The 10918-nt window shown below is 59.4% G+C and carries 15 protein-coding genes and 1 pseudogene; 13 read left to right on the forward strand and 3 right to left on the reverse strand.

Going from position 1 to position 10918, the window contains the following annotated elements:
• The 4 genes and pseudogenes from ACP7C5_RS18985 to ACP7C5_RS19000 all read left to right on the forward strand — a co-directional run.
• A pseudogene (locus tag ACP7C5_RS18985) lies at nucleotides 1-106 on the forward strand (IS5/IS1182 family transposase); the annotation flags it as partial.
• 461 nt (nucleotides 107-567) lie between these two features.
• Complete coding sequence (locus ACP7C5_RS18990; protein WP_426265485.1) at nucleotides 568-1128, forward strand: recombinase family protein; 561 nt, start codon at nucleotides 568-570, stop codon at nucleotides 1126-1128.
• Between the two features lie 77 nt (nucleotides 1129-1205).
• Nucleotides 1206-1526, forward strand: a complete 321-nt coding sequence (locus ACP7C5_RS18995; RefSeq protein WP_426265486.1) for a hypothetical protein — start codon at nucleotides 1206-1208, stop codon at nucleotides 1524-1526.
• Nucleotides 1527-1784: 258 nt separating this feature from the next.
• Entirely contained in the window at nucleotides 1785-2258 is a 474-nt protein-coding gene (locus ACP7C5_RS19000) for an NUDIX domain-containing protein (protein WP_426265487.1), read from the forward strand.
• Between the two features lie 120 nt (nucleotides 2259-2378).
• Here ACP7C5_RS19000 and ACP7C5_RS19005 read toward each other — a convergent pair whose 3' ends face one another.
• From ACP7C5_RS19005 to mobQ, 3 genes are all read right to left on the reverse strand, one after another.
• The gene (locus ACP7C5_RS19005) at nucleotides 2379-2909 is read right to left on the reverse strand and encodes a cysteine hydrolase family protein (RefSeq protein WP_426265488.1); all 531 of its coding nucleotides are present in this window, start codon (nucleotides 2907-2909) and stop codon (nucleotides 2379-2381) included.
• Between the two features lie 83 nt (nucleotides 2910-2992).
• The gene (locus tag ACP7C5_RS19010) at nucleotides 2993-3712 is read right to left on the reverse strand and encodes a carbon-nitrogen hydrolase family protein (protein ID WP_426265489.1); all 720 of its coding nucleotides are present in this window, start codon (nucleotides 3710-3712) and stop codon (nucleotides 2993-2995) included.
• A gap of 170 nt (nucleotides 3713-3882) precedes the next feature.
• Nucleotides 3883-5094, reverse strand: coding sequence for a MobQ family relaxase (gene mobQ / locus ACP7C5_RS19015; RefSeq protein ID WP_426265490.1), 1212 nt, complete (start codon nucleotides 5092-5094; stop codon nucleotides 3883-3885).
• 187 nt (nucleotides 5095-5281) lie between these two features.
• Here mobQ and ACP7C5_RS19020 point away from each other — a divergent pair, with 187 nt between their 5' ends.
• The 9 genes from ACP7C5_RS19020 to ACP7C5_RS19060 all read left to right on the forward strand — a co-directional run bounded on the left by ACP7C5_RS19020 (nucleotide 5282) and on the right by ACP7C5_RS19060 (nucleotide 10905).
• Nucleotides 5282-5557, forward strand: a complete 276-nt coding sequence (locus tag ACP7C5_RS19020) for a mobilization protein (RefSeq protein ID WP_426265491.1) — start codon at nucleotides 5282-5284, stop codon at nucleotides 5555-5557.
• The gene (locus tag ACP7C5_RS19025) at nucleotides 5550-5999 is read left to right on the forward strand and encodes a hypothetical protein (RefSeq protein ID WP_426265492.1); all 450 of its coding nucleotides are present in this window, start codon (nucleotides 5550-5552) and stop codon (nucleotides 5997-5999) included. The genes ACP7C5_RS19020 and ACP7C5_RS19025 overlap by 8 nt, the downstream gene beginning before the upstream one ends.
• Before the next feature lie 55 nt (nucleotides 6000-6054).
• Complete coding sequence (locus tag ACP7C5_RS19030) at nucleotides 6055-6330, forward strand: BrnT family toxin (protein WP_426265493.1); 276 nt, start codon at nucleotides 6055-6057, stop codon at nucleotides 6328-6330.
• Nucleotides 6317-6547 carry a BrnA antitoxin family protein gene (locus ACP7C5_RS19035; protein WP_426265494.1) on the forward strand — a complete coding sequence of 77 codons (231 nt, stop codon included), beginning with the start codon at nucleotides 6317-6319 and terminating at the stop codon, nucleotides 6545-6547. Before ACP7C5_RS19030 ends, ACP7C5_RS19035 begins: the two co-directional genes overlap by 14 nt.
• Nucleotides 6548-6950: 403 nt before the next feature.
• Nucleotides 6951-8054: a replication initiation protein gene (locus tag ACP7C5_RS19040; RefSeq protein WP_426265495.1), complete on the forward strand. Its 1104-nt coding sequence runs from the start codon at nucleotides 6951-6953 to the stop codon at nucleotides 8052-8054.
• A gap of 77 nt (nucleotides 8055-8131) precedes the next feature.
• On the forward strand, nucleotides 8132-8566 hold the full coding sequence (locus ACP7C5_RS19045; RefSeq protein ID WP_426265496.1) for a DNA-binding protein: 435 nt from the start codon (nucleotides 8132-8134) through the stop codon (nucleotides 8564-8566).
• Nucleotides 8567-8678: 112 nt separating this feature from the next.
• A complete protein-coding gene (locus ACP7C5_RS19050; RefSeq protein WP_426265497.1) occupies nucleotides 8679-9455 on the forward strand; it encodes a hypothetical protein in 777 nt (258 codons plus the stop codon).
• Nucleotides 9456-9582: 127 nt separating this feature from the next.
• Nucleotides 9583-9798 (forward strand): hypothetical protein, encoded by a 216-nt coding sequence (locus tag ACP7C5_RS19055; RefSeq protein WP_426265498.1) that lies wholly within the window; start codon nucleotides 9583-9585, stop codon nucleotides 9796-9798.
• 355 nt (nucleotides 9799-10153) lie between these two features.
• Nucleotides 10154-10905 (forward strand): IS5 family transposase gene (locus ACP7C5_RS19060; RefSeq protein WP_426265499.1). Its coding sequence is split into 2 segments (ribosomal slippage): nucleotides 10154-10487 and nucleotides 10487-10905, totalling 753 coding nucleotides; the frame shifts between segments, so codons are not numbered across the junction.
• Nucleotides 10906-10918 lie beyond the last annotated feature (13 nt).

The following is a 10918-nucleotide window of genomic DNA, read 5'->3' on the forward strand; positions in this document are numbered from 1 at the left end:
CTGCCGCCTCAAGGATTATCGCCGCATCGCCACCCGCTACGACAAACTCGCCACCAACTTCCTCGGCGCGATATACCTCGTAGCCGCCATCACCTGGTGGTTATGAGTCCTGACCCTAGGAATAGCGGCATCAATTATCTGGGTTGTCTTGGCTACGTTGTGGCATTGGACCGCTTTCGGTCGCGAGACCGCAAGTGCCTACATGCATCATTTCAATGTATGCCGTTCGAACGGCAGCGGCTTCGGCAGTGCGTGTATGACACTCGCGCAACATCAGCTTGATGCAGGTTACGAAAATGCTTGGTTTATGGCGATAGCGGAAAGCCTGTTGCAGCTTTCTATTTTGTGGTTCGTCGGGGTTGTTATCGTCATCGGGACGAGATGGGCAGCCCAAGTATTCGAACCAGCGCCGTCCGCTTAACGGACGCAGCACGCCCCTCTAAAACGGCAAAAAGGATCGCTTTCTGTCGTCCCGGCTGTTGCGAAAGGGTTCCCTTTCGCGACGGAATATGGGCTCAACGAAATCAGTAGCTTGGCTGTTGCGAAAGGCTGTAGCAAAGCGAGCGGATGAAAATAGGCTATGCACGGGTCTCCTCCGGAGAACAGAACCTCGACCTTCAGCGTGATGCTCTGACCGCCGCTGGATGCAGCATGATCCATGAGGATGAGGGTGTTTCAGGTGTTGCGCGTCGGCGTCCTGGGCTCGACCAGGCGCTCGCCACGCTGAAACACGGCGACACCTTGGTCACGTGGCGGCTTGATCGCCTGGGGCGCTCCCTGCCGCACCTGATCGAGCTGGTAGCGGCCTTGCAGGACCGGGGTTGCGGGTTCGTCTCGCTAAACGAGGCGATCGATACCGGTTCGGCTGGGGGTAAGCTGGTGTTTCACATCATGGGGGCGCTGGCCGAGTTCGAACGTGCCCTGATCGTGGAGCGCACTCGCGCAGGCATGGCTTCCGCCCGAGTGCGTGGCCGACACCTCGGTCGCCCTCGCGCCCTGACTGGTGCGCAGCTCTACAAAGCAAAGGACGAAATTGCCGCCGATCGCGAGACCACCGCCAGCATGGCGGCCCTGCTCGGCGTCAGCCGCTCAACCCTGTGGCGGGCGCTACGGGATCAGGAAAGTTGATGGCAGCTAGCGCCCACTTGCGGACGGTCCGCTCTGATCTTTAATAGGGGTAAGGCCATAAACGAAAGGCTACGTCGGTGAATGTCTCGCAGATACTTGTTGTGCTATTTGCGGTGATTGCCGCTTCGTTCAGCATTTGGTCTGTAACCGTGGTCATTCGCTATCCTATTTTCAAGCTTAAACCATTGTGGGTAATTGGCTGTTTATTCGGCTTCATTGGTCTTGGAATAAATTGGACCACGCCAGATAATCTCTTTCTCATTTTTGGTATAACCATCCCGGTTGTGACGGTGTTCAAGGTCGCCACGGGACAAGTCATCGTCAAAACTGGCTTCCCAATAGTGTCGGCAGTCGCGTTGTATATAGCTCGCAATATCATCCTGCCGAATGACGGCTAGCCACCAAACCCAGACATTTCGCGGCCGAGAACGCATCAGATTTCTACATCATGTGATGCCGCGATTTCCGCCGTTTCGAGCCTGATGCAGAACTTGTGAGTTTTGCATCGTTTATGAAATTCGGGACCGGCATTCCAAGCCAAAGGTGTACCCTTCGCTCTTTAAACCGGTCAATTTGTCGTTTGCTAACGACAGACATGCAGATCGGGTGATGATACCATTCACAGCCCGGCTTCCAGTCGGTTTAGGAAATCCCCGATGGCGTTACATCATCGACTGATCGGCAAGGCCGCCCGCCTTGTTTGGAAAGTGACTAAACCGAGGACATTTGGAGTTCGGGCGGTGCTGCTTGATCAGAACGACCGCATAGCTCTCGTTCGGCATACCTACACCGATGCTTGGTACCTCCCAGGCGGGGGCGTCAAAAAAGGCGAAAGCGTTGAAGCTGCGTTGCTGCGCGAGCTTGAGGAGGAGGTCGCGGTAGTCAGTCCCCAGATTGAGCGTGTATTGGGCATCTATCACAGTCGCCGTGAAGCCAAGGACGATCACATTGTGATATTCGCCGCGCGTACAGTCTCAGGCCCTTCCAGCAACCTACCAAAGGCAGACCTAATGGAAATCGAGGAAGCGCGCTGGTTCGCCCTTGACCAGATCCCCGCTTCCGCCTCTCCCGCAACCGTCCGACGGATCACAGAATATAGATCTGGTGTAACAGGGCTCGGTGCTTGGTAAAAAGCGCGGGCGTCTCGCCTAGGGCCATTCTTTCCCAATCGTTGGTCGGCTGTGGGACGGTGGCTGATCAGCTCTTGTGGCCGCCAGCGCCTTCCCAAAGCGATTGGGAATGGGAACGGGTTAGACGATACGCTCGCAGCGGGTCAGATGCGCTGGCCCGACAGGTGAAATGAAGTTCGCCCAAACGGCGTTGTGATGCTCGATGATTTTCTCGGCGGAGAGATAGGGGCGGTCGCCGGTCGTATGTCCGTCCTCGGGCACGATCGTCTTGTACCCGCGCGCCAGCGCGCTTCGGATAGTGGTATCGACGCAGAAATCTGTCGCGCACCCGGTAACGATCAGCTCGTCGATCTTCAGTTCTGCCAGCGTATCGGCGAGGGTGGTTTCCAAAAATGCATCGCAGCAGGCCTTAGTGATGATCGTGTCCGACGCCTCCACCGCAAGGCTTTGATGTAAGGCATGGCCGGGCTGCGAGGGATGAAGGTCGTCGCCGTCTGGCCCGCAATGCTGGATGAAGATGATAGGCGTGCCCTTCGTCCGCAGGCGAAAAGCCAGATCATCGAGCCGCGCAAGCAGGCCAGCGGCGTCATGACGCGGGTCGGTAAAAAGCCCTTGCTGCATGTCCACCACCAACAAAGCCCGCTTGCTCATATCGATCGCTCCTTGATTGCTCGCCCCTAGCACCCACGGGCACCTTCTCTCAAATGATGGTGGAAGGAGAAAGGAGTCCCGACCTAGCAGGCCGGCACGTCATAGACCGCCACACCCTCCCGCAACTCCGGCACGCGGGCAACAACGTCACCCTCCGGCGTCACGATCGCAGTGCATCCATAACTTACAAGATTGCCGGATGTGCCGGTCACATCAGACGACACCACCCAGCAGCCCGTTTGGCGCGCGCGGTCGATTAGGTTTGCCAGACTCTTCTCCCGCCAGCGATCGGCCGTCTCCGAAGGCAGCATATTGTTCAAGGGATAAACGATCAGTCGCGCACCTTGGTCGGCGATGCGCTGCGCCGTGCCGGGATGGTTGGCGTCGTTGCAGATATTCACACCGTACCGGACGCCCGACCGCAGGAACGTGGGAAAGTCGCTGCCGGCGGTCACCCCTGGCTCGTTCGGGTGCGCCTTGGAATAGCGGCCGACAACCCGACCCGCCTCGATGATGATCGCGCTGTTGAAGACCTCTCCATCAACCAGGTCGAATGCTCCGACCACCAATGTCGAGTGAAATGCCGCAACCCGCTCGCACAAGGTGGCAATGGCCGGGGCGGCTACGCTGGCGCGCGAGCGGATCGTCTCGGGGGCGTATGAGTGGCCTAGCAGGAACGCCTCTGGGAAAACGGTGAGACCGATACCTTCCTCGTCCGCCCAGCGAAGTCGCTCCAGGATCGCGTCACCGGCACGGCGCGCGTCATCGGAAAGGTTAGAGCATTGAACAACAGCGATACGCATCAAGGGCAGCTTAGCCCTCGATCAGACTTTTCCAAAAGGGAACGACGGCCGGGAACGCCGGTGTCAGCATGAGCCGGATAGCTGGCCGTAGGGCCCGACTTTTTCAATCCTGTTCCCAATTCGATTTTCCCGAAATGCCCCGATCGAGACGGAAAACGGAAGATTGTCCGTCACCGGCTCAATCCCCGATCCCGTTGCAGGACCAGCTCGCGATCGTGGATGAGCTGACCCACGGCGCGCGCCATCTGGGGTTCGCGTTGGATCCGCTCGATGTAGAGATCCTTGGTGTGCTGGTTCGCCCCGTTATAGGCGTCCACCGCTTTGCGCAGCGCCTCAGGCGCCGCCCGCCAATCGCTGCTCTGGTCGCTATAGCCATGGGCGCCCGCCTCACGCCGCGCCGCGATCGTCCTGAACCGCTCGGCCACCTGTTCCCGGGCATGGGCCTGCTGGCGCTCCTGCGCCAATAGGCGTGCGCGCTCGGCCGCTAGTTGCTCGCGCTGCTGCGCCTCCGCCGCTTCGCGCCGATCGCGATCGACCGCACCGCTCAACATCGCCGCAAGCCCGTGCATTCGCCCCGCCACCCGCTGGGTCATCTCGCGCGCCCACTCGGTGCCCTGCTCGATATACTGACGCAGGGTCCGCCGCTCGAGAACGCCGGCGTTGTGCTGGCCGACCTTCGTCACCGGCTCATACTCACGCCCATCGCGCTGCGCCTCCCGCTCGGCCCGGCGCTCCATCGCCACGACGTTCGGCCCCATGTGCACTGTCGCCTCCTGCTCGATCCCGCGCCGCTGGTGGCTGCGATGATCGACCCGCTCGGCCAGCTGCGCCCGTTCGAGCGCCGCGTTCTGCATCTCGGCATACCGCCCCCGCCAGCGCTCGACCTCCCCGCTCGTCTTCTGGTCCAGTTCCCGGCTCTTCTCCCCTAGCCCTTCCGCGCCGATCCGCCGCGTTGTGGTCAGGAGGTGCGCATGGTGGTTGCGCTGGTCGCCCTGCCGACCAGGTGCATGGATCGCCACGTCCACCGCCACCCCGTGCCGCTCGCTGATCTCCTGCGCCAGGCCCACCGCGAGGTCGCGCCGCTCCTCGGCCGACAACTCGGCCGGGAGCGCGATTTCGTATTCCCGCGCCACGGTCGAGTTCTTGCGCGTCTCGGCCTGCTCAGCGGCGTTCCACAACGCCGACCGGTCGCGCACCCACTCGGGTGCGTCGGCGGGAGCGACGATCTCGCGATGCTCGATCCCCTGCTTGCGGGTGTAGTCGTGGACGATGCCGGTGCGCTCGTCCGCGATCTCAACGCCCGCACGATAGGCCGCTGCCGCGGTCGCGCTGCGACCGGCGGAACGGCCTATCGTCTTCACCGCAAGATGGAAGCTCGCCATCGCCGCGCTCTCCTTGCCATGCGGGAGCATGGCGCGGGCGATAGCCCGCTGGGGTTCGGGGTATCCCCCGACGCACGCAAACGCAAGTTTGCATAAGTGCGCCATTCACTCCCTTCCGTCCTTCTGGTAGCGTCCCTCCTTGTTACGCGCTATGCTCACTTCGTATTCATGCTTTCAGGCAGGAAACATGGCGGTACCAACACTCGAATCTCTCGAAAAAGCCCGTCGCAAGGTCGACCAGGCAAAAGCACAGCTACAAGCACTGGAAGCTCGCGCGGCCACGCTCAACCGCAAGGCCGATGCCCGTCGCAAAATCATCCTCGGCGGCCTGCTTCTCGATGCTGCGATGAAGGACGCGGAGTGGGAGGATCGGCTGAATACGCTGATGAAGCGGATCAACCGCGATCAGGACCACAAGGCGTTTGCGGGATGGACCTTCCAGGGTCGCCCTGCCGATGGCTGAATCCTTCGATCCCGCCGACTTCGACGCGCCCCCTCCCTCCGGCGATCCTCAAGCCGATTACCGCGTCCTCCTCGACGCCATGCGTAAGGCCGGGGCAGAGGGGGTCGCGGAGCAATCGGCCACGCTGGCCCGCCAGATCGAGCAGGAGGCCCGCCAGCGTGCCGAATGGGGCCAACAGACCGGATCGGTGCTGTACGACCTCCAGCGGGCCGCAGGAGAGCTTCAGCGAGCCAGTAGCAGGATGTGGTGGGACCGGCTCAAGGAATGGCTCTACGCCGCCCTGATCGGCCTGGGGCTGATCTTTGCTGCGACCCTCGCCTACCAATGGGCCAAGGAACCCAAGATCGAGCAGCATCTGTACGGCTGTGGCGGTCACTGGAACGCCAAAACCCATACCTGCAAGGGCGGATGGGTGCCGCTACAGGCACAGCCGACCGGGTAATTTATGGGTGCACGATAAATGTTGTTCGTGCTATTTAATGGGTGTACAGAATTTCATGGAAATCGAGTTCGACCCGGCCAAGGATCGCGCCAATGCCGACAAGCACGGCATGTCGCTGCGGGCGGCCGAGGGGTTCGACTGGGACACGGCGTTGGAGCGCGAGGATAACCGTTTCGATTACGGCGAGGTTCGGTTCGTTGCCCTGGGTCTGATCGGCGATCGCCTGCACGTGCTGGTGTTCACCGAGGGCTCTCGCGAGGATGCGGTGCGCGCCATCAGTCTGCGGCCGGCCGAAAAGCACGAGGTGAGGTTCTACTATGACCAAGTTTGATCCTGAGCTGCACGAGGACAACCCGCCGATGGACGCCACGTTCATGGCTGGCATGACGCCCTCCCGACGTGGACGACCGAAGTCGGATGCGCCGAAAGTAGAAGTCAAAATCCGCTTGGATGCCAAGACGGTCGAGCATCTGCGGGGCAGCGGCCCCGGATGGCAGACCCGCGTGAACGCTCTGCTTGGTCAGCTGGTTGAGGCAGGCCGGATCTAATCCTTCGCTGAACCGCCACAACGCGTGACAGTCGGTAGATGATCGCTCCTCTCGACCACACTCCTTCTCGCCAAGCCTGCGGCCGTTAGGCCGCCCTGTGACGGCGTAGCCGGCACGCATCAGCAGCGCATTGGCCATAGGCCAATTCCATTAAATCCTCTTTGTTCGCGCGCGTTGATTCATGATTCAACGATTCTATGATTCAGAGGGCTGTATCTCTTTGGTTTTAAAGGCCGATTCCGGCCTATCATGAGAAATGGGGTGGGGTATCATGAGTTTTGGGGTGGGGTATCATGAGGAATGGGGTGGGGTATCATGAGTTTTGGGGTGCGTGAAATGAGAAGCTAACCGTCCTCATCTCATAATACTTGACCGTGCTGCTGCATCGAACGATTGTGCTGCCATGAGCGGGGCAGCCGACGACAAGCCAGGGCGCACGATGGAAGTTGCGCGGATCGAGAAGGAGCGAGGTTCCGACACGATCGTGCAACCACGCGAACTGGTCGAAGTTCGCTATGCGCGTGGTGTCTCGCTTAGCCTGTCGGCTCGCAAGGTTCTCGCCTTGATGATGCATCAGACCGCTGGCGACGCTTGGCGCGACCAAGAACATCGGATCGCCAAGCGTATGCTGCGCGGCTCCCACAATTCCAATGATCGCCTGACCGACACGATCGACGAGCTGATGGGTATCTTTTTCGCGATGCCCGATCAGGTCGAGGGTGACCAAGGCCGTCGCACGTTTCAGATGATCGAGGAGACATTTGAGGGGGGAGAACAAGGATGGCTGATCTACCGGTTCACCCGCCGCGCCCGCGATCTACTGAAAGACAGCGAAGCCTATGCCCTGCTGCACCGGGAAACGGTGCTGGCGTTCGATAGCAAATATGCCCTCGAACTCTACCAACTGGGAGCTTTGCTATATCGTCGCGACGTGCCGATCTGGCGGGGAGACGTCGCCACACTACGGTCTAAGCTTGGCGTCCCTGAAGGCACTTATGGCTCTTTTGCTGACCTGCGCCGCTTCGTCCTTGATGCGGCGACGGTTGAGATAAATCAGCTTGTCCCTCAATTCTCGGTAGCATGGGAAGTCGCAAAGCGAAGGGGCCGCAAGGTCACCGAAATAGCGATCACCTTCCGCCGCAAAGCCCCGATCGCCGCTGTAGCGGCCGAGGAGGAAAATGAACGTCACCGCGCCGGCCGGCGTGCACGGCGCGAAGGCACCGAAGAGGCGATTATTGATCCTGCGACGATCATAGCCGCCACAGCCGCCAGACTTTCGGTTTCGGACATACTGCGATGGCCTGCGGACGATCAGGTGTCAGAATATAGCACGCCAGATCTCTATGCGATCGGGTTAGCACACGGTGGAGGCCACGCGATCCAGCGGCTAGCGGATCAATACGTCCGGGTCCGATCTGACAGACGTCGGCAACTCCGGGGTGATGCTCTTCGCGAAGATTGGACCACGTGGGTAAAGGGTTGCGCGGGAAAGTGGGCGAAACCCTGATCCTTGTTTCCAACGGGGTTGCGCGATACCCTCTGGTGACCGGTCATTGTTCCCGGTTGGAAACGTGGGAATAACTTATGGCTACAGTCTCGATGACAAAGGGTGCCGAACTGGCTGGTGTCAGCAAGGGAACGGTATCGAAAGCGCTGAAATCCGGTCGTCTTAGCTATGCCGAAAAAACCGATAATGGCTACCTGATCGAAACATCTGAGCTGTTTAGGGTGTTTCCCCCAAAGCAGCCGGAAACGGTTGAAACGGTTCGGTCCGATACCCCCATAGGAAACAGAGAAACCCTAATGAAAACAGGGGGGTTGCTCCGAGAAGTTGAACTGTTGCGTGAACAGCTTCGTGATCGTGATGGTGTGGTCGATGACCTACGGCAGCGGCTCGATAAATCCGAGGATGAGCGCCGTGAGGCGCAGGCCCGAGTGATTGGGTTGCTGGCAGGACCTGGCCCTACCGAATCCAAGCGGGGGTTCTTCGGTCGGCTATTTGGCCGTCCCGACGAGTGAGGTTGCAAAAGGGGTCCCTTTTGAGACGGAAGACGCGACCCAGTAGCGGCTGTTAGCGCTTCTGCTACCTTCGAAAATTTACATCGAATAGGGAAGCGCTTAGCATCCGCAGATGCTTCCAATCCTGCTTTCGCTCGTGCTGTTCGCCGATCAGCCTGCTCCCTCCCTGAACGACTTCAATGGCGACTGGACCACGGACCTCAGCACCTTAAGCAAGGAGCCAGAGCCGGAACGGATTGTGGTGAAGAGTAAGCGGTTTTCGAGGAGCAAGGGAGCGATCAGCGTACCGGCCGATGGGCAGTTCCACTCCCTTGGGAACGCCCCCTTTGTAGACGCGGTAGCCGTCACGATCCTGGATCGGCGTCGCGTACGAGAACTTGATCGCTTTAGAGGCAAGCTTATCTACTCGATAACCTATGCCGCCTCCGTCGACGGGCAATCGATGCGAAGGATGATCACCGATTTCGGCAAACCGAATGGCCGTGCAGTTTCGACCGTGATCGATTCCGCCCGCGACGGGCGTCACAGCCCCGGCGAGCATCTGGTGTCGGGTGATTGGCGTGCTGTATCGATCAAGAAAAGCCAAGCGGCTTTGATCGACACGATCAGGCTTCGTGACGGTCGCTACAGCCTCCTGGGGCATGACGGCTACGGCTACACTGCCGTTATTGGTGGCCCGCCCGTTTCAATTCGTGGTGACGCCGAGACGGGGCGGGTTAGTGTGAATACTCAGGGGGACAACACCGTGATCGTGAGCATGTCCCTCGACGGCAAGAAGACCGCATTGCAGACGCTGCGCCTTCAGCCGGACCGTCACACGATCAAGGTCAGTGTTCACCGCGAGGCTGACGGAGTCGAAAAAACCTACCTCCTTCGACGAGTTAAGTGACCTGGAAATGATGCAAAAATCAAATATTTTGCATAACATCTAGAACTGTAAAAATGACCTGCTAAGGCGATACCAAAGACAGGTTCTATTTCTACCAACGCTATAAAGTATTTTGGGGGAATATGGCATGGCAATCAGTCGTGGTCGTTGGTTCGTGATAGGTATATTTGCTAGCGCTAGTATCGTTGGAATAGCGCTATTTACTGGAAAGGTTCGCTTATTATTAGGAAGTTTTGTCAGACGTGAAACTGACGCCCAATGGTATTGGTCGATAATTGCGATTTATAGCCTGCTGGGTTTAGGTTGTGTCTATGGCGCAATAAAATCAGCTAGCGAGAAATAGCACTCTGGCAACTAGATATATCACTGCTTTCTGCGCGTTTGATGCAAAATTCACAAATTTTGCATCACGCTCGGAACGGCGGGAATCTCGGCATTGCGGTGATGCAGAAATTCGATGCGCTGCCGGTCGCGAATGTTAGGGCCTGGCGGTGGGCGGTCCGACCGCTTTTTGAGGGTTTGCAGCGATAAGCCGACGTGCTTCTATGCAGCGGCACCCATAACGAGGGTAGGATATGCTCCAGCTTTTCGTTCGAACACCATTGCGGTTCTGGTTCCGCCTAGGGTCAGGACCCATAAACGGGATTCCCTTGGCGGCGCGAATGTGATTCAGGCTCGGCAACAGCAGGAGCCTGAATTTGAGCGAGTTCTGGTTGAGCAAAGAGCAGTTCGAGCGGCTTCGTCCGTTGCTGCCGAACAAGGTACGAGGCGTCGCGCGGGTCGATGACCGGCGGGTGATCAGCGGCATCATCCATGTGGTGAAGTCGGGTGGCCGGTGGGTAGATGCCCCCGCCTGCTACGGTCCGAGAAAGACGCTCTACAATCGGTTCGTGCGGTGGGCGGCAAAAGGCATCTGGCAGGAGATGTTCGTCACGCTGGCAGCAGCGGGCGGGCCGCCTGCCGAAGTCCTGATCGATAGCACGCACATGAAAGCCCACCGCTCGGCAGGCGGCGGAAAAGGGGGGCGCTCGTCCAGGCGATCGGGATCAGCCGAGGTGGCCGAAACAGCAAGCTCCACGCGCTCACCGACGGCCAAGGTCGCCCGCTCCGCTTCCTGCTGACCGGCGGCAACATCGCCGACTGCCGTGCCGCCGATGTCCTGCTCGATGATCTTGCGCCGCGTACCATCGTGCTGGCCGACAAGGCATATGACACCAACGCGATCCGCGACCTGATCGAATGTCAGGGCGCTGTGCCCAACATCCCATCAAAGGCCAACCGCCGCTGGAAAAGCTGCTTCTCGCGCACGCTCTACAAGGGGCGAAACGCCGTCGAGCGCATGTTCTGCCGCCTCAAGGATTATCGCCGCATCGCCACCCGCTACGACAAACTCGCCACCAACTTCCTCGGCGCGATATACCTCGTAGCCGCCATCACCTGGTGGTTATGAGTCCTGACCCTAG

This window comes from Sphingomonas sp. PWP1-2 (assembly GCF_049898305.1).
GTDB classification, from domain to species: domain Bacteria; phylum Pseudomonadota; class Alphaproteobacteria; order Sphingomonadales; family Sphingomonadaceae; genus Sphingomonas; species Sphingomonas glacialis.